The sequence below is a fragment of the Kosakonia sp. SMBL-WEM22 genome (assembly GCF_014490785.1).
Lineage (GTDB): Bacteria > Pseudomonadota > Gammaproteobacteria > Enterobacterales > Enterobacteriaceae > Kosakonia.
Map to the genome: position 1 here is coordinate 2,823,164 of NZ_CP051488.1, position 26,073 is coordinate 2,849,236.

A 26,073-nucleotide genomic window follows, 5' to 3' on the forward strand; every position below is an offset into this window, starting at 1 on the left:
TGTGTTTTATAAAAATCAGAATAGGTTTTTATTATAAATTCGTCGCCCATCTGCCGCAATGCGCGAATGACCAGATCGTTACAAATCTGCGACATTACGCCTAAATGGCGCTAAAGCAGCGATCGCTGAAATTTTTACGCCATAATCTGCTGGATTAACCTGGCACAACTCTTGTCACTTTTGTCTGTCAGCGCTGGCTGAGAACAATAAAAAAGCGCGTCAATGGACGCGCTTTTTCTATTTGTGAAAATAATTATTTAAGATATGCACCGGAACGCAGGGCTTCAATACGTTTATCCAGCGGCGGGTGCGTCATAAAGAGTTCGCTCAGCGATTTCGACTTGCCGTTGATGCAGAACGCCATCATGCTGCTCGCTTCCTGCGGTTCATAGCTGGTTTTCAGCCGTTGCAACGCAGCGATCATCTTCTCGCGTCCCACCAGACGGGCGGAACCCGCATCGGCATGGAATTCACGGTAACGGGAGAACCACATAGTAATAATGCTCGCTAAAATACCAAACACCAGTTCAAGTACCGTCGCAACAGCAAAGTAAACCAGCGGATTGCCGTTACTCTCCTCACCCTCCTCACGGTCTCCGCTCAGGAAGCCAGCGGCAACCTGAGCAATAATGCGCGAGATAAAGATAACGAAGGTGTTCACAATCCCCTGAATCAGCGTCATGGTAACCATGTCACCGTTAGCAATATGGCTGATTTCGTGGGCAATAACCGCTTCGGCTTCATCACGGCTCATGTTTTGCAGCAGACCAGTGCTGACAGCAACCAAAGAAGCATCACGGCGCGCGCCAGTGGCGAAGGCGTTGATGTCTGGCGCGTGATAAATCGCCACCTGCGGCATCGCAATCCCTGCCTGGCGGGACTGCTGCGCGACGGTATCCATCAGCCAGCGCTGCATATCGTTGGCGGGCTGCTCAATCACTTCACCACCCACGGATTTCAGCGCCATCCATTTCGACATCAGTAGTGAGATGAACGAGCCGCCAAAACCAAACAGCAGCGCCATAATCATTAACCCCTGAACGCTGCTCGACTGAATGCCCGTCAGGCTAAGCACAAGGCCGAACACCAACATGACAGCCAGGTTAGTCAACAGGAAGAGCGCGATTCGCATCATAATTTTCTTTTAACCTCGATTTAACAAAACGCACTATGCGATTACCCAAATCGTATGGGCGTGCGGGCTATTTTCAAGCATCAATGCCGCGTAAGTCACGAGAAAAACACAACTTTACATTTTGTAGCAGGATGCTTACGCGGCGGGATTTTGTTAAAAAAACAGGCACAATCTCTTGTGCCTGTTGGGGAATTACTTCGCAGAAGTGGTTTGCGCTGCGGTCTGATCTTTTTCAAGATGTGCCAGGTCAAGCGCGATATGCACCGTCTCATCAAGATAGGGATCCGGCTCCTGATAATCCTTCGGCAGATCGTCCAGTTTCTTAAGCAACGGCTTGCCTTCACGCTTGAAGCGATCGTTGAGGCGCGAGAGACGAATAGCGTCATCCTCGGCGTTCTCTTTTTCACGCTGCGCCAGGTTCAGCGACACCATATCGCGTTTCGCTTTCAGGGCTTCAAAACGCGCGATATCCTTATTGATGTACTGGAATTCAGGATCTTTGGCGATACGCTCATCATGTTTTTTCAGCAGCTCGGGTCCGAAAGGTTTCAAATCGCCGGCGCGCACAAAGGTGGCAGCATTAATACTGTCCCACGGCAGTGCGTTATCCTCGAATTTTTCCCCTGTTTCCGTTACCTGTGTGCCGGTCGGCATGATGATATCTGGCGTTACGCCTTTACGCTGCGTACTGCCTCCATTCACACGATAGAATTTCTGGATGGTGTACTGCACCGAACCCAGCGCTGGCCACTCCGGACGCAACATCTGATCGTAAATACGGTTAAGTGAGCGGTACTGCTGCACGGTGCCTTTACCGAAGGTCGGTTCACCAACAATCAGCGCGCGACCATAATCCTGCATCGCCGCAGCAAAGATCTCGGATGCCGAGGCGCTGAAACGGTCAACCAGTACCACCAATGGACCTTTGTAATAGACCACACCGTCAGTATCGCTATCTTCACGCACTTTGCCGTTATTATCGCGCACCTGCACCACCGGGCCGGATGGGATAAAGAGGCCAGAGAGCGATACCGCTTCCGTCAGCGCCCCACCGCCATTAGCACGCAGATCGATGATAACGCTCTTGACGTTCTGTTTTTCCAGCTTTTGCAGCTGTACTTTGACATCATCGGTCAGCCCGACGTAAAAGCCAGGAATATCCAGCACGCCGACTTTCTCTTTGCCGACGGTTTTAACCGACATCTTCACTGCGCGATCTTCAAGGCGTATACGCTCGCGCGTCAACGTAACAATGCGCGTTTTCGTCCCCTTGCCCGCAGGCAGGATCTCAAGACGCACTTTGCTCCCTTTAGGCCCTTTGATCAGCGCAACGACGTCGTCAAGACGCCAGCCGATCACATCGACCATATTCTGCCCGGTTTGACCGACACCAACGATGCGATCGCCGACGCTGATCGCTTTACTCTTCGCCGCCGGACCACCAGCAACCATAGAGTTGATCACCGTGTAGTCATCATCGCCCTGCAGTACCGCGCCAATCCCCTCAAGTGAGAGGCTCATTTCGGTGTTGAACTGCTCGGTATTGCGTGGTGACAGATAGTTGGTATGCGGATCGATTTCACGTGCAAAAGCGGTCATCGCTAGCGAAAAGACATCTTCGCTGTTGGTTTGCGCCAGACGGCGGATGGCAAATTTATAGCGACGAGAGAGCGTCTCGCGGATCTCTTTCTCATCCTTACCGGTGAGCTTGAGGCTCAGTTCGTCATATTTAACTTTACTTTCCCACAGCGCATCCAGCTCGGCCTCATCTTTAGGCCAGGGCGCTTTGCTGCGATCGAGGTTAAACGAGTCATTACCGGTGAAGTCCATTGGCCGCTCCAGTACTTTTAGGGCGTACTGGTAGCGTTCAAAACGACGCTGCTGGGCTTTGTTGTAGAGATCGTAAAAGAGATCCAACTTACCACTGCGCAGCTCGTCCCCTATCTCATTTTTTTTCTGCGAGAACTGCTCAACATCGCTGGCCAGCAGGACGTTGTGGCTGTAATCGAGCAGATTAAGATAGCGTGTGAATATTTTCGCGGAGAAGGCGTTATCCAGATCGAACTGGCGGTAGTGCGAACGCGTGAAACGCGAAGTGACGCGCTCGCTGACCGTCGCGTGCTGCGTCTCTTCTTTCAATACCGGGATCTGATCGGCCCGGGTGATATTTTCCACAGCTAGGGCGTGGCCTGTTACGAATAACAGGCCTGCCAACGCTGTGCGCTTAAACAAAGTGTTCATGCCAGGCCAGGCCTCCGTTTCAGAACAAGAGATGTTCTGCGCGTACAATCATTGACATACCCGAGCTAAGCTGTACGCGAACGCCGTCTTTGGTGATTTCAAGCACGGTTGCGCTCATCGCGTTATTACCCGCTTTCACTTTCAGATCCTGACCCACGCTCAAGACGGAGATATCAGAGACTGGCGTATGGCGCTCTTCCTGCTGCGGTGCACGTTCACGCTGCGGTCTAGCCGCCGGCTTATCGGCGCGAGGCTTACGTTGTTCCGCGCCCTCTTTGCGGCGCGGAGCCGGACGAGGTTTGCGTTCACGACGCGGTGCGTCTTCCTGACCAGCAGCAGCGGCAGCTTCACGTTTTTTGGCTTGTTGCTCAGCGCGTTGCGCCTGAACACGCGCTTTCGCTTCTTCGAGCTGCTTACGGGCATGCTCAACGTGTTGCTCATCCAGCACGCCACAGGCGTTGCCGTCGAGATCAACACGCGTCGCGCCAGCTTTGATACCGTACAGGTAACGCCAGCTCGAAGTATAAAGACGTAGAGCGGAACGAAGCTGGGTTTTACTGAGATTCATCTCACCCTCAACACGCGCGACTAAATCCTGAAAGATACCGATTTTCAGGGGGCGTGCCTCGCCTTCAGCACTGAAACAGTGAGGGAAACGTTCGGCTAAAAAAGCGATAACTTCTTTACTGCTATTCAACTTAGGTTGATTTTCCATGAAATTTCCTGATTACAACGGACGTTGCCAACAAGCGCAGGCATGAACAGGCGTCATTATAATGACGCTAACAGTAAATGCTACGTTATCCGTTGATTATCCTGCGACAGTCGCAAAGAATTTTTGATAATCGGTTGCCGCAAGGCACTGTTCCAGATGAGAAACCAGCTCACGCAGGCCCTTTTCATCCTCTTCGCCGAAGCGAGAAAATTCGACGCTGTCGATGTCCAGCACGCCAATGATCTGACCACTTACTGTGATCGGCAGCACAATTTCAGAGTTGCTGGCGGCATCGCAAGCGATATGACCATCAAATTGATGAACGTCCTCAACTCGCTGCACACGGTTTTGTGCGACCGCGCTACCACAGACACCGCGTCCAACAGGGATACGAACGCAGGCGATTTTGCCCTGGAACGGCCCCAATACCAGCGTGTCGCCTTCCAGTAAATAAAAACCAGCCCAGTTGACCCCGTCCAGACGTTCAAACAGCAGCGCGCTGCTGTTTGACAGCGTCGCTAAAAAACTGGTTTCACCTGCCATTAATGCCTGAAAATCGCGGTTTAAGTCCGCGTAAAACTCTGTTTTGTTCATTATCCAACCACTTTGGTGTCTTACTGAGTAAACGGCTAAGCCTAATAAAATAAGCATTAAATGCGTTGATGCTCAAGATGTTCTCATCATGAGTTAATATAGATGCATCTAACCCTTTTCTGATCCGGCCGATGGCACTAAAGATACAACACATTTCGCTCAACAAAAAAATTGCGATCCATCATGTCGGCGAAGCTTTGCCACGCGCACATTATCAGCGCTGCCCGCAATGCGATACGCTTTTTGCGTTACCGGTTATGAAATCGCACCAAAGTGCATTTTGTCCCTGCTGTGATGCCAAAATCCGCGATGGGCGCGACTGGTCATTAACCCGTCTCGCCGCCATGGCGGTGACGATGCTGATGCTGATGCCTTTTGCCTGGGGAGAGCCGCTGCTCCACTTCTACCTGCTTGGCGCGCGCATTGACGCCAATCTGCTGCAGGGGATCTGGCAAATGACCTCTCAGGGCGATGCGCTTACCGCCGCGATGGTGCTCTTCTGTACCGTCGGTGCGCCGCTGGTGTTGGTCAGCGCTATCGCCTATTTATGGTTCGGTAACCGGCTTGGAATGAACCTGCGCCCGGTGCTCTTAATGCTTGAGCGCCTAAAAGAGTGGGTGATGCTCGATATTTATCTGGTTGGTATCGGTGTCGCCTCGATCAAAGTGCAGGATTACGCTTACTTGCAACCGGGCGTCGGCCTCGTCGCCTTTGTCGCGTTAACCATTCTTAGCGTAATGACGCTCATTCATCTAAACGTTGAACAGTTATGGGAGCGTTTTTACCCGCAGCGCCCGGCGAAGCGTCCTGACCCGCAGCTGCGCGCCTGTCTCGGCTGCCATTTTACCGGCTTGCCGGATGCCCGCGGCAGATGCCCGCGCTGCCACATACCGCTGCGCCATCGCCGACGACACAGCCTGCAGAAGTGCTGGGCTGCGCTGATTTCTTCGATGATTTTTCTACTGCCCGCCAACTTGCTGCCAATTTCGGTGGTCTATGTAAACGGCTCGCGGCAGGCAGACACCATTATGTCTGGCATTATTTCGCTCGGTAACAGCAATATCGCCGTGGCGGGCATCGTCTTTATCGCCAGTATTCTGGTGCCGTTTACCAAGGTGATTGTTCTTTTTACCTTGCTGATCAGTATTCATTTCAAATTTGAACAGGGGCTACGCACTCGCATCCTACTTCTGCGCTTTGTGACCTGGATTGGGCGCTGGTCAATGCTCGATCTGTTTGTCATCTCACTGACAATGTCACTGATTAATCGCGACCAACTTCTCGCCTTTACGATGGGACCCGCTGCGTTTTATTTCGGCGCGGCGGTTATTTTGACTATTCTTGCTGTGGAATGGCTGGACAGCCGCTTACTTTGGGATGCACATGAGTCAGGAAAACCAAGCTTCGCCGACTGAAGCGCGCATTAAAACAAAACGACGCATTTCACCGTTCTGGCTGCTGCCAGTGATCGCTTTGCTGATCGCCGGTTGGCTTGTCTGGAGTAGTTATGAAGATCGCGCCAATACTATCACCATCGACTTTATGTCCGCTGACGGCATCGTCGCCGGACGCACGCCCATACGTTATCAGGGGGTGGAAGTCGGGACGGTGCAGGATATCAGTCTGAGCGACGATCTGAAGAAGATTCAGGTACGCGCCAGCATCAAAGCCGATATGAAAGATGCGCTGCGCAACGAAACGCAATTCTGGCTGGTGACGCCAAAAGCGTCGTTGGCCGGCGTCTCGGGGCTGGATGCGCTGGTCGGCGGTAATTACATCGGCATGATGCCAGGCAAAGGTGAACCCCAGGATCACTTTACCGCTCTGGACACCCAGCCGAAATATCGCCTCAATAATGGCGACTTGATGATTCATCTGCACGCGCCGGATCTCGGTTCGCTTAACAGCGGTTCGCTGGTCTATTTCCGCAAAATCCCGGTCGGCCGCGTTTATGACTACGCCATTAACAAAAACAAACAGGGCGTCACGGTAGATGTGCTGATAGAGCGCCGCTTTACCAATCTGGTGAAAAAAGGCAGCCGCTTCTGGAATGTCTCAGGTGTAAAAGCGGATGTCGGTCTGAGCGGTGCAAAGGTGGAACTGGAGAGCCTGGCCGCGCTGGTCAACGGCGCTATCGCCTTCGACTCGCCGGATAACTCGGCTCCCGCAGCAGCCGAAGATGAGTTTGGCTTATACAAAGATCTGGCCCACAGCCAGCGCGGTGTGATCATCAAACTCGATCTGCCGAGCGGCCAGGGGCTGAAAGCGGGCTCAACACCGCTGATGTATCAGGGGCTGGAAGTGGGTGAACTGACGGATATCACCCTCAATCCCGGCGGTAAAGTGACCGGTGAGTTGACCGTCGATCCCGGCGTGGTCAATTTGCTGCGGGATAATACGCGCATTGAGATGCGCAACCCGAAAGTCTCATTGAGCAATACCAATCTCAGCTCGCTGCTGACAGGCAGCACGCTGGAGCTGATCCCGGGCGAGGGGCAGCCACGCGACCAGTTTGTCGTGCTGCCCGCGGATAAAAACCTGCTACAGGAGCCGGGCGTCATCACCCTGACGCTCACCGCGCCGGAGAGTTATGGCATCGATGCCGGGCAACCGCTTGTGCTGCACGGTGTGCAGGTCGGCCAGGTGCTGGAGCGTAAGCTGACTAACAAGGGCGTCTCTTTCGCCGTGGCTATCGATCCGCAATATCGCGATCTGGTGCATGGCGACAGCAAGTTTGTGGTCAACAGCCGCGTCGATGTGAAATTGGGGCTGGATGGCGTTGAGTTCCTTGCCGCCAGCGCCAGTGAGTGGATCAGCGGCGGCATCCGCATTCTTCCGGGTGATAAGGGCGAAATGAAGCCCACCTACCCGCTCTTTGCCAACCTTGATAAAGCGCTGGAGAACAGCCTTAGCGATCTGCCCACCACTACCCTGACGCTGACGGCAGACTCTCTGCCAGACGTGCAGGCCGGTTCGGTGGTGCTCTATCGTAAATTTGAAGTGGGTGAAGTGATCACCGTGCGCCCACGTGCCAATGCCTTTGATATCGATCTTCATATCAAGCCGGAGTATCGCAACCTGCTCACCGCCGACAGCGTCTTCTGGGCGGAAGGCGGCGCGAAGGTGCAGCTTAACGGCAGCGGATTAACGGTGCAGGCGTCGCCCCTGTCGCGCGCAATTAAGGGTGCTATCAGCTTCGATAACCGCAGCGGTGCCGGTGCTCGGTTGCGTAAAGGCGATAAACGTATTCTTTACGCCTCAGAGACCGAAGCGCGCGCCGTCGGCGGCAAGATCACCCTGCATGCTTTCGACGCTGGCAAGCTGGCGGAAGGGATGCCGATTCGCTACCTCGGTATCGACATCGGCCAGGTGCAGGAGCTGCATCTGCTGACGGATAAGAACGAAGTGCAGGCCAGCGCCGTGCTCTATCCGGAGTATGTCCGCACCTTCGCCCGCGCCGGATCGCGCTTCTCGGTGATCACGCCGCAGATCTCCGCCGGGGGGGTTGAACACCTCGACACTATTCTGCAGCCCTATATTAACGTTGAACCGGGGCATGGCGATGCGCGCCGCGATTTTGAACTCGCCGAAGCGACGATCACCGATTCCCGTTACCTTGATGGGTTGAACATTGTGGTTGAAGCGCCGGAAGTGGGTTCCATGAATATCGGCACACCGGTGCTGTTCCGCGGTATTGAAGTGGGAACGGTGACCGGCCTTGCGCTGGGCACCCTCTCCGACCGCGTGATGATCGCCATGCGCGTCAGCAAGCGTTACCAGCACCTGGTGCGCAACAACTCGGTCTTCTGGTTAGCCTCCGGTTATACGCTGGACTTTGGCCTGACCGGAGGTGTGGTGAAAACCGGTACCTTTAACCAGTTTATTCGCGGCGGTATCGCCTTCGCGACGCCACCGGAAACACCGCTGGCCCCGAAAGCGCAGCCGGGTAAACACTTCCTGCTGCTGGAGAGCGAACCAAAAGAGTGGCGCCAGTGGGGTACAGCGCTACCCCGTTAAGCTGAGTGCTCCGGCGTGCCCGCGCCGGAGCCTTTGTGCTACACTGCGCGCCTCTTTTTTTCCTTCTGGGGCGCCCCGTGGCTCAAAACGCTGTTTACCTTCCTGAAGAATTTCTCGCCCAGATGCGCCTGGCGATGCCTGAGCATCTCGATTTTGCTGAGTTTATTGCCGCCTGTCAGCGCCCGCTGCGCCGCAGCATTCGCGTTAATACGCTGAAAATTTCCGTCGATGCCTTTCTCTCGCTGGTCGCACCCTATGGCTGGCAGTTAACGCCGGTGCCGTGGTGCGCAGAGGGCTTCTGGATCGAGCGCGACGAGGAGGAGAACCTGCCTTTAGGCAGCACGGCAGAGCATCTGGGCGGCCTGTTTTACATTCAGGAAGCGAGCTCAATGCTGCCGGTTGCCGCGCTGTTTGCCGGGGAAACGATGCCGCTTCGCGTGATGGATGTCGCCGCCGCGCCGGGGTCAAAAACCACGCAAATTGCCGCCCGCATGAGGAATCAGGGCGCGATCCTCGCCAATGAGTTCTCTGCCAGCCGGGTAAAAGTGCTGCATGCGAATATCAGTCGCTGTGGCATCCAGAATGTGGCATTAACCCACTTCGACGGCCGCGTGTTTGGAGCCGCGTTACCCGAGATGTTCGACGCCATTCTGCTGGATGCGCCCTGCTCCGGCGAAGGTGTGGTACGCAAAGATGCCGATGCGCTGAAAAACTGGTCCCACGCCAGCAACCTGGAGATTGCCGCTACGCAGCGCGAGCTTATCGACAGCGCCTTTCATGCCCTGCGCCCCGGCGGCGTGCTGGTCTACTCCACCTGCACCCTCAATCGCGACGAAAACGAAGCCGTCTGTCTCTGGTTAGCGCAGCAGTACCCTGATGCCGTTGAGTTTGAAGCACTGGGCGAGTTATTCGATGGCGCAGAGCAGGCGCTTACGGCAGAGGGTTTCCTGCATGTCTTTCCGCAAATTTTTGACTGCGAAGGGTTCTTCGTCGCACGGCTACGTAAAACCGCAGCGGTCGAGCGCTTACCGGCCCCGACCTACAAAGTCGGGCAGTTTCCGTTTGCGCCACTGAAATCGCGCGAGAGCGCTGCCATCACCGCCGCAGCGGCAGAGGTCGGCTTACGCTGGGGCGATTCGCTGCGTTTGTGGCAGCGTGATAAAGAGATCTGGTTATTCCCGGCTGCCATCGAAGATTTGATCGGAAAAGTCCGCTTTTCCCGTATCGGTATGCGCCTCGCCGAAACGCACAATAAGGGCTACCGCTGGCAGCATGAAGCTGTGATCGCCCTGGCAGGCGATAGCAATCCGCTCGCTTTCGAACTGACCCTTGAGGAAGCCGAGGCGTGGTATCGGGGACGCGATATCTATCCGCAGGCCTTGCCAGCCGGGGATGAAGCGATCGTGACCTTCCAGGAGCAGGCGCTGGGGCTTGCGAAAAAAGTGGGGTCGCGGCTGAAAAACAGCTACCCGCGCGAGCTGGTGCGCGACGGTCAGCTTTTCGCCGGCAAGGCGTGACACAGCGCATAAAAATCGCATTTTTTGACTGGCGACTTTTCGGCTGTTGTACCAGGCTGAAATGTGGGCGGCTTTACTGGTCGTACCACATTTTAACGATCGACGGAGAGCATTATGACGAAAACCAGCGTGCGCATTGGCGCATTCGAAATCGATGATGCCGAGTTGCAGGGAGAGAGTCAGGGTGAACGCAAACTGCATATTCCATGCAGTTCAGACCCCGATTTATGTATGCAGCTTGATGCCTGGGACGCGGAAACCAGCATTCCTGCGATCCTTAACGGCGAGCATTCAGTCCTTTATCGCGAACATTACGACGAGCAGTCTGACACCTGGATTATGCGTCTTGCCTGATCCTATTGGAACCCGTCCATGAGACGGGTTATTTACCTGCCTGATTTCCCCTGCCCTCATTCATCCCCTACACTTATCGTTACGTTGTACAGAACCGAGGATGGAATGTTCGCGCTGGTCTTATTTGTTTGCTACCTGGACGGTGGATGTGACGACATCGTGGTTGATGTCTTTAATAGTGAGCAACAGTGCCTGGCTGCGATGGACGAACAGCGTATGCGTCACGGCGGTTGTTTTCCCGTAGAAGATTTTATCGATGGCTTCTGGCATCCGGCGCGCGACTATAGCGATTTTTAACTACTGCAGTTGCACCAGCGTTAACTCACCGCCAAACACCGCACCGGTGTCGATGTAGTGCTGGTTATGGGCATCGAAGCGTGCTTTTAGCGGCGTGTGCCCGAACCAGAAGTCATCCGCGCCGGTAATCGGCTCCCCTTTCCCGCACAGCAGCTGATTGAGGCGCTCCCGCCGCCACAGCACAGATTCACTATCCACCTCTTTTTGCCAGCTATATTCACTCGCCGGGTAATCGGCGTGCGCAATAATATTCAGCCTATGGGAGGTCTGCAGTTCAAGAATGTAGGGCAACTCTGCGCACTTGCGCAGGGCGTCGAGCGCCCTCTCTTGCTGCTCTGCATTGAGATCTGCAAACCAGCCGCCGCCGTTCATCTGCCATAGCGCGCGGTTGTTTTCTCGCAGGGCATCAATGGCCATCTGTTCATGGTTGCCGCGCACGGTAATAAACCAGCGTTGATTAAGCAGTGCCAGACACTGCAAACTCTGCGGACCGCGATCGATCAGATCGCCGACGCAGATCAACAGGTCCTCATAAGGGTCGAAGTGACGCTCCCGTAGCGCCTGCATTAAGCGTTGATAGCAGCCGTGCAGATCGCCCACCAGCCAGATATGCCGCCACTGCCCGCCATCGATACGTTGATACATAAGCTTCCCCCCTCTTTTCAGTATAGAAAACAGGTGACGGAGAGTACGCGTAAAGTTACACCACTGGAGAATAGCGTAGTGCTTCAGGCAAAAAGTGATGAGTCAGATATAAGTTATCTATAACGCCGTCTTTGCTGTCAAAAGATTGTAATTAAAAATCGTATTGCGAGAGGAGTTCCTCTACCTGCCTGTTGCCCCTGTATCTCTTTTTAAGCTGATCTTGCTGCTTGCGCGCCAGAGTACAGTATTTATCAACCGCGGCCTCGATCTCCTTTTGTCGGCTCTTCGGTAACGTGTTGTCCCATTCACCAGCAAAATGTTGGCACTCTTCTGCATTGGCCTGAAAAGCGCGGACGTCATGCTGAACCTCTGCCGCTCGCACGGCAAAACAACTCACTGCCAGCATGAATCCTGCCATCAAATTTTTCATTCTTCCCTTCCGTTGACCGTTGAGACTTATCCATTAAACAAGGCGACATCATCGCTGCGGCCTGGTTGATAGTACCTATATTGGTTACGTTTACTATCAAGACAGGGTGCGAGGGTTTCACCAAAATACCAAAAGATATTTGTCATAAAAATACTGGACGCCTGCACAGCGGGATATGTTATGGTTTGAAACGAACAGGAAGTTTCAGGATAATCCAGGAACCCCTGAGTAGTACTTTATCTCATAAAGAGATAAAAAAAGACCGAATACGATTCCTGTTTATGGTCTACGGATTATTTTTGTTTAAATATCAAACGTTTACCATCATTTTTAGCCCATTTTTATCTTACCAACACTTACCATTAGATACTTTTGGGATCAAACACTTGTTACTTTATTCGTGGGCTCGACGTGGAATTTTAGTGGTGAAACTCCATCAATAAAATACCCGCCATCCCGACGGGCATAATCACTATCAATTAGCTTTGACGATCGGTAGCTCTGACCACCGCACGATGTAGCGCGGCGAAAGCATTTTGCGTTTCATCAGCCAAGCTGACCTGCTCCCCGTAAACCAAAACAAACTGATGTCAGCAACGTCCACTTTTGGCACAAAGCGGACTAACGCCAAGCTAATGTCCGCTAAGAGCGAAGAGCGGACGCTCAGGCTTCGGGAATACCGCCTGCTTTTTGTGTGATACAATGTTGTATCTGCTTCCACGAAAGTAAATTTTCCAATGTAAAGATTCTGTCTTTTAACAGTTTTTGCTTTCCGCATTGCCTGTGGGCTGTGTGGGCTTCTGTTATTTAAGGTGAGAATCTTTCCTCATGAACACTTTGCTGCTTGCGCTTTTTCGCGCACTGCGTAGTCATGACTGGCTGCGCTTCCTTGGTTTTGCCTATATCCTGTCGTCCCTTGGTAATGGGCTTACTCAGGTCATTGTTTTTGGACAGCTTTTACACTGGCAGGCTTCTCCTGCGACTCTGACGATGGTTTATATGCTGTCAATGCTGCCCAGTTTTATAGGGAGCATCCTGGGCGAAGCTCTGTGTAAAAAGGTTTCACCACTCCGAATCCTGATATTTACAGAGCTGCTCGGCCTGCTTGCACTTGTTTTTCCGTTATATGGTTTGCTACATCATAACGTTCCGGCTCTGCTTGCGGTGCAGTGTTCGGAAGCGCTATTCAGCGGCATGAGTTACCCGGCACTAACGCTGCTGTTTAAACGCGGATTACCGCATGACGAACTACCTGCAGCAACCGCCATGGAAACGATAATTTTTGCCTCACAGGTTTTGCTGGGTACCGGATTGGGCATTTTACTGTTCGACCTGATTTCTCCTTTGAATCTCCTTGCCATTGATGCCGTGAGTTTTGTCGCTTCGGCTGCTTTGCTTCTGACGTCAGCCTCTGTTTTTCAGGCGATGGAGCTGCAACATGAAAAAGCGGTGCCTGACACGCATAAGTTATTCTGGCGATGTTTATCTCCCCTGCAAAAACGAAGCGTTATGCTTTTACCTGCCCTGGCAGCTGTGGGTTCTCCCGCAATGGCGCTTTTACCTGCTCTTGCACAGGAAATAAGGCCTGAAGAGTCAGCCGGGCTGGCACTGCCGCTGCTTTTTGCGCGCAGCCTCGGACAACTCTGCGGCCCGCTAATACTTGATGCTGGTAAATTGCAGCGCTATTCCGCTAATAACAGGCTGTTGTTGCTATGCCTGGGCGGGTACATCGGTAGTTATTTTTTATTACCATTGTCTGCCGGCTTTCCGTACGCCGGGCTTATTATGATTTTCAGTGCACACATGGGTTCAAATATTGTTTTTGCTTTGGGTACGTTCGGCGTACTTAAGAACTTCGCAGAAACCCAGGTCGCCAAAGCCAGTGCACTTACATGGCGCGGACAGGTTCTGACCGCGGCTATTTCTACCAGTATAACCAGTGTGATAGCGCAGAATTTTGGTGCTTTTACTGCTCTGTACAGCATTTCTCTGTTCAGTCTGGGAGGCGTCGGAGTTTTGCTCTGGTTAAACAGGACGCCCAGAACAAACTAACACGGGGTTGTGCGTAGCATCATCAACAAAAGTGGGGAGCAGGTTTCTCCCCACTAGTATAATGTCCGCTTCTGGCACTAAGCGGCCCTTAAGATATTAGCCTCTATTATAGGGTGTCAGGGGTCGGAGGTTTAGATCCTCTCGTGCCGACCAAAATTTCCTTATTAAACCAGCCTCTTACGGCTGGTTTTTTTATGCCCGAAATTTGTCAAAGGTAAAACGGCTGACAAATTACATCACCGGACAGTCGTCAAACTCCCCCGTCCTGGCATCATTGATGAGGAAGGGTATAAAGCGTTCATGGATGGTGTGCTTCAGGAGACGTGGGAATTGGCTGATGACTGGTTTTCAAAAAAACGTCTGTGTAGAATGCGCCGGTGGTCGCCCGGGCATGAACACCTGTGGTCACTGGCTCACCCACTGGATCTTGCATACGTACAGAGGGTGAGCCACCCCTGATAAAATCCCACCTATCGCAAGTTACTATCACAAGGTAATCTGAAAGAGTGTCTGGCTTACCTCAGATAAGCCCACACCAGCTCGCATAACGGAAGCTGTAATGCAGGTAAGCCCCTCTATATAGCTCTGTTTAACATTTAATAGCCCATGATCAAGGCAGGTGCTCCATGAACACGTTCAGTATCATTGCCATACCCTTCTTCGTAACTGCTGTTGTTCTGCTGGCACTGGGCGTGACAAGGAAGAATAAAGCCTTTCTGATCGTCGGTGGAGTATTCGCTACGTCAACAGTGGTAAATGCAGTGATTGGAATGTCACTGTAGATGCTGCGGCTGGTTTAATTTTTGTCAACGGTTTACTCGGCCATCAAATTTATTGCGCACATAAAATTTTGCTAAAATTAATACAGCCCGTAGCCTGCAACAGACAGGCGCGGAATGTAACTGCCCCGTCGCCGGGGCTTTTTTCATTACTAACTTTATGTCCTGGGGATAAAGCTTTGGTAGAGGGTGTACTGCAGGAGAAATGGGAATCAGTCGATGACTGGTTTTCAAAATAACGGCTGTGTAGAATGCGCCGGTGGTCGTCCGGGCATGAACAACCTGTGGCCACTGGCTTACCTCAGACAAGCCGACACCAGCAGTCAAAAAGGAAGCTGTAATACAGGGATGCTCCCTGACAATTACACTGGGAAAATCCAAACCAACGCCTGAAATTAATATTACTGAGTCTGCTTTAATGCCACCCTGAAAAAGTTCTGCAGGGCCATCAGCGCTCTGCCTGTCATGGCGATTTCCGAGACCATTACGGGATCGTGTTGATTCAGCCAGGCCAGAAAGTCAGGGTCGTCAGTCATAAAAGGGCTAAATAAATCAAAAGTCACCCGCAGGTGCGCCAGATTGTTAGCCCAGGTATCTAACGTCCGGTATTCGCACTCGCTCAGTTGGGTAAGCAACTCATCCGTCTGCGCCTTGATTTCGCTGACGCGCCGGTACTTGTCATGCATAGCGGATTTTATCCTTATTGTAACTGGCTGTTTGACATACTCAGCATAAATTAGTCTGCCGAAAAGCGGTTAGGACAGTGTTCAATCCTGCCTGCTTACTGAAGAGCGGCGGCTGTGAACCGTAATTGAGCACACCCGCCGCTTTCGCACATAATTATAATCTGAAGGTTTCAACCATGCCGCGCAGCGCGTGCGCCTGCTCCGACAGTGACTGCGAGGCAGTCGAAGATTCCTCAACCAGCGCAGCGTTATTCTGTGTTACCCCGTCCATCTGGTTCACAGCAATGCTGACCTGAGAAATACCCTGCATTTGCTCTGATGAAGCCGACGAAATGTTATCCATGGCCGCAGCCAGTTCACTTACCATACCCACGATTTTCAGGATACTCTGGCCCGTACCTGCTGCAACTTCCACGCCGCTTTCCACCTGATCAACAGCTTGCTCAATCAGTTGTTTGATGTCCCGGGCAGCTGTTGCGCTACGCTGGGCAAGCGTTCTGACCTCCCCGGCCACCACTGCAAAGCCCCGACCCTCTTCACCGGCTCTGGCAGCTTCAACAGCAGCGTTCAGGGCGAGAATATTTGTCTGGAAAGCGATACTCTCGATAACTGTGGTGATATCTCTCACCTTTGTCGCACTCTGCGAAATGGCGTCCATAGTTTCAGACATACGCTGCATTTCCGTTTCACCGACGCGGGCAAGGGAAGCGGTCTCACGGGCTGAGTCTGCAGTCTGCTGCGCACCGGCCGTATTGCTTTTCACCGTGGCAGTGAGCTGCTCCATGCTGGCGGCCGTTTCCTGCAGGGCCGCTGCCTGCTGTTCCGTGCGTGAGGACAGCTCTGTATTACCCTGCGCAATTTCGTCCGCCGCCATCGCCACTGAGGCGGCAGAATCTTTAATCTGTGATACCAGCCCGCGCAGGTTTGCCTGCATGCCGTCAAGCGACGCCATCAGGCTGCTCGTGTCATTCCGACGCAATGTTATCGTCGTAGTCAGGTCACCTGCCGCAATGGTCGCTGCCAGCGCTCTGGCCTGCTCTGGTTCCCCGCCCAGCTGACGCATCAGCACGCGGATGGTCAGTAAACATGTACCTGTCGCCATCAGGATTGACAGCGCAGCCATCACTGTCAGTATCCATGCAGTTTGTGACGTGCTGGCACTGTTTTCTGCGACGGTATCCCGGCTGAGCTGCATCTCAATGTCAGTCAGCGTATTCAGCGCATCCAGCAAAGACTTCTGGGCGGGGCGCGCGGTGTTCATCAAAAATGTAGTGGCCGCCTGCTGCTGGTTATCCATACCCAGCCTTCCGGCCTCCATCAGCGCGGAGAGAGCGGTGTTCTCAGAAGACAGAACCCTTGCCAGCGCAGCTCTTCCCTGCTCAGAAACGTTGTCGGACATGCTTTTCTGAAGCTGCTCGCGCTTCCGGATATAGGCTTCGCGCTGTGAGACAAGCCGCTCCCATTCCGGCTGCATCTGTGCAGGGTCGTTCAGCAGTGCAAGATTGCGCACGGCAATAGCCATGTCGCGCAGACCTCCGCGCATATCCAGTACCAGCGTATAGCGCTTCATCTTGTTGTTTACGGTATCGTCCATTCCGTCACGCGCCTGCCACAGGGCATGGAGTGAAATGCCGGTGCAGAGTATAAAAAGCAGAACAATCAGACCGAAGCCGGATGCAAGCCGAACAGATATTTTCATATGTTTTCTCGTTGTGGGAAAAGAAGGTGCCTTACTTCAGTCGTGTTATCGGCATGAACGTGGAAACCTACAGTGCAGTGATAAAACGCCCGCGATTAGCCCACGGCCGTTGCACTGCCCCCTCCAGTCAGAACAACAGAGTTGTGGTCAGACATAGTTGCTTGTATGTTGAAGACAACAGTTTTCACTAATACTGAGGAAAAAAATTTGGATGACGTGGATCTTGCACAGGAACGCGAAGAGGCTCACCTTGCGGCATCAATGTCTGCAAGAAAACCGCGGCTTCTCAGTAACACCGGTAACTGTATCTGGTGTGAAGATGAGCCGGTAGTGGCTGAGACTGCGTTCTGCTCTGCAGAATGCGGGGAGGATTATCATAATTATCAGCGCGAGAAAAAGCAGCGTATTGTTAGCGATTAATGTTTGAATAGCATGCAAGGGTATTCACTACATCTCTGTAGCGACTAAGCTACAAGTGGCTTATGCGCAGGTTTTGATATTAATACCCGGCCCCCGCGCCGGGTTTTTACTATTTGGGATAATGTGTTAGGATGTTTCCGATTGCAATCAAAGGAAACAAAAAATGAAAAAGGTTTTGGTTTTAGCTCTTGGGGTAATGATGTTAGGTGGATGTAGTTCTCGGGTTGCCGATCTGACTGTGGCAAGCACAAAAAACTACAACCTCAACTCGAACAATTTCGTCAAAGGAGCACGCGTAACCGCTGAAGATTCAGCTCCGGTCGTGATTTTTCCACTCGGGATTCCAAATGTGAAAACGGCCATCGACCGTGCCATTGAGAAGAATCGTTGCTCAGTTGCACTTTCTGATGTAGTTGTGACTCAGTTCAACCACTCATTCCTGTTCGGTAAATTCGGATTTATTATCGAAGGCACTGAAGTGATTGACCGAGGTCAGCCAGGCTGCGAGAAAGCCAGCTAAAACAAGCCCCGGCCACCGTGCCGGGTTTTTATGGCTCGCGCATTATCTTTCTTGCAATCGCGTACACCTTCAGCATGCGCTTATCCTTTTCCTGATCTTCATATTCCTGCAGGATATAATCTATCATTTGCGGGCTTACAATCCTTTTTGAGCTCTTCAGCACAATCACTGCCCTGCCAATTACCCTGCTTACCTCAGCGTAGATCGCTTCCATCTCTGCATCTCGTTCCATAACTTACCTACCCGATATCTGACCTTGGACTTGCCAAAGCCTGCTTCTGAGCGGGATTTTGCATTTTGTGCCTACCCGCTTGTCGACGTCAGGAGATAGTATATATTTTAATCAAAATAAGAAAACGCGTATTCGAAAATTGGCGCGCTCAGCCCTGGCTGACACAGGCGTGGCGGGTCTTTTTTATCATCATATGCTGAACGGACATAAGATTATGACCTGCAGAGTTTCCTGAGCGAATAATAAGAACTGCTGTTTGTACCAGTGCTTGCCCCGCCCTGAAGCTACCTGAAGACCCGAAGGGCGGGACTTTTTTCAATTTCTTCTCACCTGCTCGTCAGCTTCCCGCCTCCGGCGTTTCCAGCGAGGTATGTATCGCGCATGAATTCATTCATGCCCCATCAATCACATCACCGGACAGTCGTCAAACTCCCCCGTCCTGGCGTCATTGATGATGTAGGTGATCACTCCTTTGAAAACCAGGCGCCCATCGTAATCATCAGTGGTCATCGGGTAAGTGATTTCTGGTCGATCCAGTTCCTCCAGCCTCGGTCGCGGGTGAAGCCGCAATCGCAGCATACGCATCTGCTCATCCAGATGGCACATCACTATCGACCCGTCTACCGGCGTGGCCGACGTATCCAGAATAAGCAAAGCCCCCTTCTTTATAGTCTCACGCCGTGACTCGTTGCCGGCGCGCAGGAAGTACGTCGCGGAAGGTACGCGGATAAGCTCATGGTCGAGCGATATCTTTTCATCCATGTAATCAGCAGCTGGCGAAGGGAACCCCATCACAGACCTCCGTTCGGGTTGTACATCATGAACGTACGAAGTTCTCCCTCTTGCTGAGAGATATCTTTGAAAGTGCTGACGTGACCCTCAATCCACTCGTTAGCCTGCTTTGGTGACCAATCCCAGTTGAATGTCAGCAGCGTTTGCACGAAATTCTCCGTGGTAACGGTGCGCCGCCCGCTCGGTTCCATCACTATAGACTGCCTGAATGCTGTCTCGATATCGTCTCTTCTTGGCATAATGTGCACCTCCCAAATACTGTTTTTATATACAGTATTTTGAATTCCGGAGCTTCTCAAGGCGAAGCGGCAAGAAGATTTGTCAACGGGTTGAACTGCCGAGAATTTTTCTTAAGTTAAATCATCTTTCTACTAAAATTAATACAGCCCCGTAGCCTGCACCAGACAGGCACGGAATGTAACTGCCCCGTCGCCGGGGCTTTTTTTTACGATCCCTGCGGGTTCAAAGTTTTAATTTCTGCTTCAAGCTCGCTGACGCGCCGCAGAAGTTGTTGCACGACAGGCACCAGGTAAGCCGCGCCGATTTCACCGGGATCTATCATCTTCCCGTCCTGAATTACAATGTCGCTGCCATCCAGCCCTGGAATCGTCAGAGACGTAATTTCAACCAGTTCCGGATCCAGCGCTTCAATGTTCTGGGCTCTGAAACCAACTTTTATCTGCTCCGGTCGCCACTTGAACGCATATCGTATCGGTCTCACTTCGCTGATAAATCTAATCGCCTCTTCTTCCGTAATTTCCCGGACGATATTTTTTACTCGCTCGTCGGACGCCCCCGGGGAAATAGTGCCGTAAGTGGTTTTGATTGCACCATCACTGTTACGGAATATCCATACCCGATCTGTGGAAGATCCATCGGTAGAAATCATTATCGGTCCTGAAGCGTTGAAAGATCCGTCATCACCTACCAGGTAGCCGTATGTGGACTGAATATTCCAGTTATTTGTGGCATTTCCGAGCCGGGTAAGGTTCAGGTTAAAAGGTTTCACTGCCGTGCCCAGAGCGCCACCCAAATCAAGTTTAACTGATGCCCCTCCAGACAAGCGTGAATTGATGGAGCCGCGGGGAGCGATTACTCCGGAAAAACTTGTAACATCATTATTATCACCGGCAGAGGCCGCACCTAAATTTACGCGCGCATCCGTACTGCTTTTTGCACCTGTACCACCAAGTGAAACGGGAACTGTCCCCGTACTGTCCACTATGCCCAGGTTTTTGCGCGCATCATCTGCCGATTTTGAACCGGTTCCGCCCTGCTGGATACTCAGTGCAGTGGTCAGCCCGCCCAGGCTGGTGATGTCGGTATTAGCCCCCTTCTTTGCCAGCGACTTCTGGCCGGGAACAGTGACAGGCTGACCGTTAATGGTGATGGTCACATCTCCGCTGCCGTTCATCACGTCAGCAAAACCGCCCATGTACCGCTGGTACATACTGAACGTTTCGGCAATATCCTGTGCCAGGCCATCCACGCTAAGGCTGTCACTCAGCAGAATCGCGAATTTAGTGCCAGCGGGAATAGCCGGGCTGGCTGCCGGTGATACCGTGAGGGTGGTCGCGTTACCAATGGCTGTGATCTGGAATACCTGCACGGGGCTGGTCATGACCAGTACGGTGCAGCCATTACGTATGAGTGAGCCAGCCTGGGTGAAATTTGTGCCTGTGCCGGTCAGCGTGTTGCCGTTAATTGCGATAGTGCCGTTATTATAAATCATGAACTACCTCACGATAATAAAGATCGCTTAAAACGATCAAACATGTAAAATTGATCGCTCATATCAATCTGACTATTTTTTAAAATCAAATAAAATGGAAATTCCCTCATACAGAGGAATATTGAGATGAAAACTTTATATGCCGTAGCTTTTTTGCTGCTCGCTGGATGTAATAATAAACACACAGATCACGCTTTTGTGATGGATTATCCGTTTGATGCTACTCGTTTATCCCTGGGTGGCGATATTCACGTAAATATCGACTGTTCTACCAGAGAGATAAAGATTATTTCAGACACCAGCAATGGGATTTTCAGCCGCCATGTTAATAAGCGGATCAGTAATATTTGCTACAAGAAACTAGATGTACTCGATATCGTTTATCACTTCGAGCCCGCGAGAGGTGCTAGGCAAAATATGCTTGCTACACAATATCCCCGCGTTCCACCTGTATCAAACCCCAACAAACTGTGCGATGGGGATTCTTAATCCCCTTCCCTGAAACGTCTGGCTCCAGTTGCGCTGATTTTTTGAGATATACCTTCCCTGAAGCTGTGAGCCTGTCCATTTTAGCGCGATGCCTGAATAACCTGTAACGGTTCCATCATCGCTGACATTTCCCGGACAATTATTTACGAGTATCCAGGGAACAAAGTTGAGACTTACTGAAAAAGTATTGTTCTGCAGATCATAGTTTGCTGGTACTTCAAAAAAACCAACCACTCTCGGCATCTTCGAAGCTGAGGCGGCACTCCAGATAAGATTTCCTGCACTATCAAACACGTCAAGATAGCCGCTCTGCATGCCTATATTCCGTGCCGTTCGGATCATGCTACCCGCATTTTCTTCCAGAATATCAGCACCAGGTAAGCCGTATTTGTTCGTTCCAAGTTGCAACCACCTTAACCGACCATCATTCCAGAATGACTGCGGCGTAAACCCGAGCGTGCTGCCATTGCCAAATGGGCTGGTAATCTCATAGAACCCTTTGTCCGTGACAGCCCCCAATGTACGTTTATCGTAAAAAAGGGTTGATCGATTCTGTGAGTCCACCAGCAGCTTACCGGAATCGTTGTATACCTCGAATCCGCTCATTGAAAGTTATATACCTCCACGTTGAGTGTGATTGCTGCGCTGCCTTTGCTGGGCAGATAATACAAAGTGATGCCGCCGTTGTAAGCGCGGCAGAAATATTCGTTAACTGTAGGCCCCGTTGAAACGATAGTGGCAAATGAACCATCCTGAGTCGCTCCTGCAAAGGCAAAATTTTTTTGCGTTTCACCTGAAGCCAGCGAAACAGACAGGTTTCCCATATACCGAATCGCATAATCACTCAAATCTACGGCAACGCGACCGTTATCATCCCAGCACTGTAAGCCTTGTGGCATCACCATAACCCCATTCTGACACGTAACACGTTATTACTGTCGTATATGCGAATAAGTGTGCTGGATATCAGCATCCTCCCGCCTCCGGCTACACCGTTAATTTCGAACGTTCCCCCTTTATCAAGCTTCCAGCCAGCAGAGCCCGCAACATAGTTATTGGACTGGATATAATTCCCGATTTTGGCGTTCTCAATTGAACCGTCCTGAATGAACGTATCCCGGATGAAGGTTTGCCCGTTCTGGATTACGAACGGCAGCGAGACCGTGCCTCCGGCCTGGGCCATTACGGCGAACCGATCTGCCACAAACAGCACCTGAGACTGCATACCCGCAGGCGTGTTCTCCACCCCAATGCCCATCCCGGCGGCATACTGACGCCCGTTAGCATCCACCCCCACCTTGATGCTATACATGGCAGAAAGGTTACCGCTGATATCTGCAACCGCCTGCGAATTCTGGACGATTGCCGCCTGCTGACCGTTTACCGTCACTGACAGCGAGTTGATTTTTGTCGCGGAGACCTGTGAAAAATCCGCCATGGTTCTGGCAAAATCAGTGGCATTTGCCGTGCCGCCGCCCGCGCTGGCATCCAGCATACTGAGCGACTCGGCAACGGCCTGGCTGGCATCCGCCATCACGTTGTCGACACGCTCAATCCCGGCCTTGTTGTCGCCGTACTGCACACTGAGCAGAGTCCGGGTGTTGACCTGCGCCAGCGTGTTGGTGATAAGCGCGATTGAGTTGCTCTGTATTCCCCCTCTGATATCGCTTCCATCTATGCCCGCTATTTCAGCCGATATCTCCTCAAAGCGTGACGCAGTGGACGAGTCCAGATCCGTCACGGTCTGCGTCAGCTCCGTGACACTGGCCCTGTTCTCTTCCGTCTGTGCAGTAAGCTGATCGACAGCTGTAGCGCGTGCCTCTGTTTCGTTTGCCAGCGCCTGACGCACTTCGGTGATGCCGGCGGCGTTCTGATCCGTCTTTGCCTCCAGGCGGATCACATCGGTAACGCGCGCTTCGGTTTCGGTGGCAATAACCTCGCGCAGTTGTTCGAACAGCGCCGAGTTAGCGCCCTGCTGGGCTGACTGGCGCACGACAACATCGGCGATGGCCAGGGCATTGCCGATAATGGCTTCTGCTGTCTGCCGGTTTGCCCCGGCCGCCGCAGCCAGGCCGTCGGCGTTCTGTTTCACTGCCTCGGCCAGTTCCGCAACCTTCGCACTGCTGTCCACGGCGTTCTCGATGAGGTCTTTGAAAAGCTCCGTATCCTTGATCTGCGCGAGCACGGCCTCTGTAATATCGGTCACATCGGTGCTGGACTGGCCGCGGATCCAGTCGGTATAGGCTGACTGATTGCCGGTTCGGTCAACAAGCCTGGCCCGGTACCAAAACTCCTGCCCCGCCCTGAGCCCCATCTGCTGATAGAGTTTCTGCGGATAAGGTACTGCAGCCAGCAGCATCGGGTTTGAGCCGTCCCCAGCGAGGCTGTACTGCAGTTCCGTGCTCAGCGTATCGCCAGTATCTTCCGGAAAAGCCCAGGTGACATTGATACCGAATACGACATCCTCTGACGCTGACAGCCCTACCGGCTTTGGAACATCGCCCACGCGCCCCTTAAGGTGTGTCAGCTGTGAAGAGGCCCACAGACTTGATGCCCCTCCTGAGTTGATGGCACGCACGCGTACCAGGTAGTCGCCTTCAAAAATGCCGGGCACTTCTATATTACGCAGTCCGGTTTCTGGCACATTAATCCATTCATTATCTCCACGCTTCCACTGCGCCTGGTATGAGATAACATCAGCCTGAGGCTTGCCATTTTTATCCAGTGGCGCATCCCAGGAGGCGATTAGTGTAGTAATGCGCTGGCCCTGTCGTACCGATTCAAAGCTTGATACCTGGATGTTAGTCGGCTGATTGACAAGTCCGGTCGGAATCAGGCTGATTGGCGGCGTATCCAGTCGGGCATTATTATCAACCGCGTCATATTTAGAGGAGTTATATTCTGCCGCGGTGATGGAATAGGTATTTTCCTCATCATTGAACGTCAGGTTAGTTACTCTGAAGTACTGTAATCTCAACTGCCCGGCGTCTATAACAAATACTGCATTCGGTAAAGGGTCCGCTTTGAAGGGCGTGGACACCACAAGCTGCGTACCATTTACAGCCTGAATAACCCGACTTTCGACGGTTCCACCCTGTGTGCGAATCATCAGCGTGTCGCCAGCAACCGCGCTGGTGCCCCGATCAGTTGTCACAGCCTTCAGCCCGCCGTTGTACCCTGATATACGACCTCCGTACACGCGACCAGAAAGGCGTTCATCGGCAAAGGCAAACACCGTGCCCGGCACATAAACATAGCCATCAAGCCCAGTTTGTAGGGTGATAATGCGATCAAGAGAGTTGGAATACACCGCCCAACCACCACGCCGCTGAGCCTCACTCTCTCGCGTACAGCCGATCGCTGTGATTTGCGTCTGTTTAAACTTGAACTGTTTCACAAGGTCCGGGAACATCACCGCCGTAGTTCGATCCTGATAATGATTGTCCGGGTCGCTGAAATTAATCAGCGCGCTGGAAAAACGGGTCTTTTCACTGCCACTTGAGTAGACCGGCTTGCCGATCACTGCGGCGCGGGTGAGGATCTGCAGTTTCGACGTGTCCGCCGGCATGTCAGAGACAACGTTGAACATGTTGTTGCCCCAGAACGTCATCCCGTTGAACCCGGCGGCGATATCCTTGATCACCTGCCATGCATCGGCCTGAGACTGTATATAAACGTCAAATACAAAGCGCGGCTCGGTACCGCTGCCGCCCTTTCCGTCGGGCACCTTCTGATCGCAACGCTGGGCTATACGATATAGCTCCCACTTATCCAGCATATCCGCCGTGATGCGGCGGCCAAGGCCGAAACGTGGCTCGGTCAGAACATCGAACCAGATCCATGCCGGGTTGTTCGACCATCCCCACTTGAACGTGCCATCCCAGGTGCCGCTGTAAGTACGGGCTACCGGATCGTAGTTTGAGGGGATTCGGATGATGCGCCCCTTCGGTTTACATGAGATTTTCGGAATATCGCTGAATGATTTTGCATTGAACGAGACATACAACAGTGCTGTGTGCGGATAACGAAGACGCGCGTCGATAACCTCTGTGATGGCCTGCACCTGCGTTTTGTTCTGCAGCAGCTGGCTGGTGCTGTCATCAGTATCCCTGACCACACGAATCTGCCACCCGGTGCTGGCCTTTGGCAGGTTAATACGGTGGGTCAGTTCATACAGCGAGCTCAGCTTCTCTGTAACCGTTCTGGTCATAACAGTGGAAAAAGCGCCACCATCCACTGCCAGGTCGATGTGGTATTTGACGGTGGTACCAACGATATCGCCGTTATTCTGCTGTTGCTGCAGGCCGGGAATGCCAATCCGAACGAGCACGGCATCGATCTGGGTGTTGCTCAGCGCGCGGTTCCAGGGCGTTGCTTTAGTCAGCGACACGCCGACCTTGCTTTCATTTTCTACGGCGGGAAAGCCAGGAATAGGCATCTGGGTCTGGGTGCCCGGGCGAAAATCCCATGATACTTCTTCAAAATTCATTGTCCCGTCGGCATTACCCAGCGGGGTTCCGTCCAGAAAAATCCTTGACGCATCCAGCCCGCCAGCAAACTCACCCTCCCCAAGCGCCAGCAGCAAGCGACAGCGCGCCATTGACTGCGCTGAGTCTGGCTGCTCAACCGGAGTGTGTTGCTTCTGGCTGCCACCCTTAGAACCAGTGATCGTTTCCATATTGCATCCATAAAAAAAGCACCCGGCTGGGTGCTTTATATTCAGAAAG

24 protein-coding genes are annotated in these 26,073 nt (G+C 52.5%); 9 read left to right on the plus strand and 15 right to left on the minus strand.

Going from position 1 to position 26,073, the window contains the following annotated elements; translation table 11 throughout:
• Nucleotides 1–253 precede the first annotated feature (253 nt).
• From htpX to HF650_RS13425, 4 genes are all read right to left on the minus strand, one after another.
• Nucleotides 254–1,135: a protease HtpX gene (gene htpX / locus HF650_RS13410; RefSeq protein ID WP_187799100.1), complete on the minus strand. Its 882-nt coding sequence runs from the start codon at nucleotides 1,133–1,135 to the stop codon at nucleotides 254–256.
• A 192-nt stretch (nucleotides 1,136–1,327) separates the two neighbouring features.
• Nucleotides 1,328–3,376, minus strand: coding sequence for a carboxy terminal-processing peptidase (gene prc, locus HF650_RS13415; RefSeq protein ID WP_187799101.1), 2,049 nt, complete (start codon nucleotides 3,374–3,376; stop codon nucleotides 1,328–1,330).
• Between the two features lie 19 nt (nucleotides 3,377–3,395).
• On the minus strand, nucleotides 3,396–4,091 hold the full coding sequence (gene proQ, locus HF650_RS13420; protein ID WP_187799102.1) for an RNA chaperone ProQ: 696 nt from the start codon (nucleotides 4,089–4,091) through the stop codon (nucleotides 3,396–3,398).
• 96 nt (nucleotides 4,092–4,187) lie between these two features.
• A complete protein-coding gene (locus HF650_RS13425) occupies nucleotides 4,188–4,685 on the minus strand; it encodes a GAF domain-containing protein (protein ID WP_187799103.1) in 498 nt (165 codons plus the stop codon).
• Nucleotides 4,686–4,816: 131 nt separating this feature from the next.
• On the opposite strand from HF650_RS13425, the gene yebS reads away from it, so the two are divergent.
• The 5 genes from yebS to HF650_RS13450 all read left to right on the plus strand — a co-directional run bounded on the left by yebS (nucleotide 4,817) and on the right by HF650_RS13450 (nucleotide 10,870).
• Entirely contained in the window at nucleotides 4,817–6,100 is a 1,284-nt protein-coding gene (gene yebS, locus HF650_RS13430; RefSeq protein ID WP_187799104.1) for a membrane integrity lipid transport subunit YebS, read from the plus strand.
• On the plus strand, nucleotides 6,069–8,702 hold the full coding sequence (locus HF650_RS13435; RefSeq protein ID WP_187799105.1) for a PqiB family protein: 2,634 nt from the start codon (nucleotides 6,069–6,071) through the stop codon (nucleotides 8,700–8,702). Before yebS ends, HF650_RS13435 begins: the two co-directional genes overlap by 32 nt.
• A gap of 77 nt (nucleotides 8,703–8,779) precedes the next feature.
• Nucleotides 8,780–10,219, plus strand: coding sequence for a 16S rRNA (cytosine(1407)-C(5))-methyltransferase RsmF (gene rsmF / locus HF650_RS13440; RefSeq protein ID WP_223284160.1), 1,440 nt, complete (start codon nucleotides 8,780–8,782; stop codon nucleotides 10,217–10,219).
• A gap of 114 nt (nucleotides 10,220–10,333) precedes the next feature.
• Nucleotides 10,334–10,573 (plus strand): YebV family protein, encoded by a 240-nt coding sequence (locus HF650_RS13445; protein ID WP_023480127.1) that lies wholly within the window; start codon nucleotides 10,334–10,336, stop codon nucleotides 10,571–10,573.
• A 105-nt stretch (nucleotides 10,574–10,678) separates the two neighbouring features.
• A complete protein-coding gene (locus HF650_RS13450; protein ID WP_187799107.1) occupies nucleotides 10,679–10,870 on the plus strand; it encodes a YebW family protein in 192 nt (63 codons plus the stop codon).
• Here the strand turns inward: HF650_RS13450 and pphA are convergent, their stop codons facing one another.
• Nucleotides 10,871–11,515: a protein-serine/threonine phosphatase gene (gene pphA, locus HF650_RS13455; protein WP_187799108.1), complete on the minus strand. Its 645-nt coding sequence runs from the start codon at nucleotides 11,513–11,515 to the stop codon at nucleotides 10,871–10,873. It abuts the gene before it with no gap.
• Between the two features lie 151 nt (nucleotides 11,516–11,666).
• Nucleotides 11,667–11,945 carry a hypothetical protein gene (locus tag HF650_RS13460; protein ID WP_187799109.1) on the minus strand — a complete coding sequence of 93 codons (279 nt, stop codon included), beginning with the start codon at nucleotides 11,943–11,945 and terminating at the stop codon, nucleotides 11,667–11,669.
• Between the two features lie 828 nt (nucleotides 11,946–12,773).
• On the opposite strand from HF650_RS13460, the gene HF650_RS13470 reads away from it, so the two are divergent.
• Nucleotides 12,774–13,997: an MFS transporter gene (locus tag HF650_RS13470; protein ID WP_187799111.1), complete on the plus strand. Its 1,224-nt coding sequence runs from the start codon at nucleotides 12,774–12,776 to the stop codon at nucleotides 13,995–13,997.
• A gap of 1,180 nt (nucleotides 13,998–15,177) precedes the next feature.
• Here the strand turns inward: HF650_RS13470 and HF650_RS13475 are convergent.
• Together HF650_RS13475 and HF650_RS13480 are read right to left on the minus strand one after the other, a co-directional pair.
• Nucleotides 15,178–15,462: a hypothetical protein gene (locus HF650_RS13475; RefSeq protein WP_187802809.1), complete on the minus strand. Its 285-nt coding sequence runs from the start codon at nucleotides 15,460–15,462 to the stop codon at nucleotides 15,178–15,180.
• A gap of 154 nt (nucleotides 15,463–15,616) precedes the next feature.
• Nucleotides 15,617–17,161, minus strand: a complete 1,545-nt coding sequence (locus HF650_RS13480; RefSeq protein ID WP_187799112.1) for a methyl-accepting chemotaxis protein — start codon at nucleotides 17,159–17,161, stop codon at nucleotides 15,617–15,619.
• Nucleotides 17,162–17,368: 207 nt separating this feature from the next.
• Between HF650_RS13480 and HF650_RS13485 the strand changes: the two genes are divergently transcribed.
• Nucleotides 17,369–17,581, plus strand: coding sequence for a hypothetical protein (locus HF650_RS13485; RefSeq protein WP_187802690.1), 213 nt, complete (start codon nucleotides 17,369–17,371; stop codon nucleotides 17,579–17,581).
• A 163-nt stretch (nucleotides 17,582–17,744) separates the two neighbouring features.
• Nucleotides 17,745–18,101: a hypothetical protein gene (locus HF650_RS13490; RefSeq protein ID WP_187799113.1), complete on the plus strand. Its 357-nt coding sequence runs from the start codon at nucleotides 17,745–17,747 to the stop codon at nucleotides 18,099–18,101.
• Between the two features lie 28 nt (nucleotides 18,102–18,129).
• On the opposite strand, the gene HF650_RS13495 is transcribed toward HF650_RS13490, so the two are convergent.
• From HF650_RS13495 to HF650_RS13510, 4 genes are all read right to left on the minus strand, one after another.
• Entirely contained in the window at nucleotides 18,130–18,315 is a 186-nt protein-coding gene (locus HF650_RS13495; protein ID WP_187799114.1) for a hypothetical protein, read from the minus strand.
• 423 nt (nucleotides 18,316–18,738) lie between these two features.
• Complete coding sequence (locus HF650_RS13500) at nucleotides 18,739–19,125, minus strand: S24 family peptidase (RefSeq protein WP_187799115.1); 387 nt, start codon at nucleotides 19,123–19,125, stop codon at nucleotides 18,739–18,741.
• Entirely contained in the window at nucleotides 19,125–19,364 is a 240-nt protein-coding gene (locus HF650_RS13505) for a DNA polymerase V (RefSeq protein WP_187799116.1), read from the minus strand. Before HF650_RS13505 ends, HF650_RS13500 begins: the two co-directional genes overlap by 1 nt.
• Before the next feature lie 206 nt (nucleotides 19,365–19,570).
• Nucleotides 19,571–20,857, minus strand: a complete 1,287-nt coding sequence (locus HF650_RS13510) for a tail fiber domain-containing protein (protein WP_187799117.1) — start codon at nucleotides 20,855–20,857, stop codon at nucleotides 19,571–19,573.
• A 126-nt stretch (nucleotides 20,858–20,983) separates the two neighbouring features.
• Here HF650_RS13510 and HF650_RS13515 point away from each other — a divergent pair, with 126 nt between their 5' ends.
• Nucleotides 20,984–21,346 carry a hypothetical protein gene (locus tag HF650_RS13515; RefSeq protein WP_187799118.1) on the plus strand — a complete coding sequence of 121 codons (363 nt, stop codon included), beginning with the start codon at nucleotides 20,984–20,986 and terminating at the stop codon, nucleotides 21,344–21,346.
• Here the strand turns inward: HF650_RS13515 and HF650_RS13520 are convergent.
• From HF650_RS13520 to HF650_RS13530, 3 genes are read right to left on the minus strand one after another with little or no spacing between them, the layout of a single operon-like run.
• Nucleotides 21,311–21,952: a hypothetical protein gene (locus tag HF650_RS13520; protein ID WP_187799119.1), complete on the minus strand. Its 642-nt coding sequence runs from the start codon at nucleotides 21,950–21,952 to the stop codon at nucleotides 21,311–21,313. The genes HF650_RS13515 and HF650_RS13520 overlap by 36 nt on opposite strands.
• Nucleotides 21,949–22,251, minus strand: a complete 303-nt coding sequence (locus HF650_RS13525) for a hypothetical protein (RefSeq protein WP_187799120.1) — start codon at nucleotides 22,249–22,251, stop codon at nucleotides 21,949–21,951. Before HF650_RS13525 ends, HF650_RS13520 begins: the two co-directional genes overlap by 4 nt.
• Nucleotides 22,245–26,024 (minus strand): phage tail protein, encoded by a 3,780-nt coding sequence (locus HF650_RS13530; RefSeq protein ID WP_187799121.1) that lies wholly within the window; start codon nucleotides 26,022–26,024, stop codon nucleotides 22,245–22,247. The genes HF650_RS13525 and HF650_RS13530 overlap by 7 nt, the downstream gene beginning before the upstream one ends.
• Between the last annotated feature and the right edge of the window lie 49 nt (nucleotides 26,025–26,073).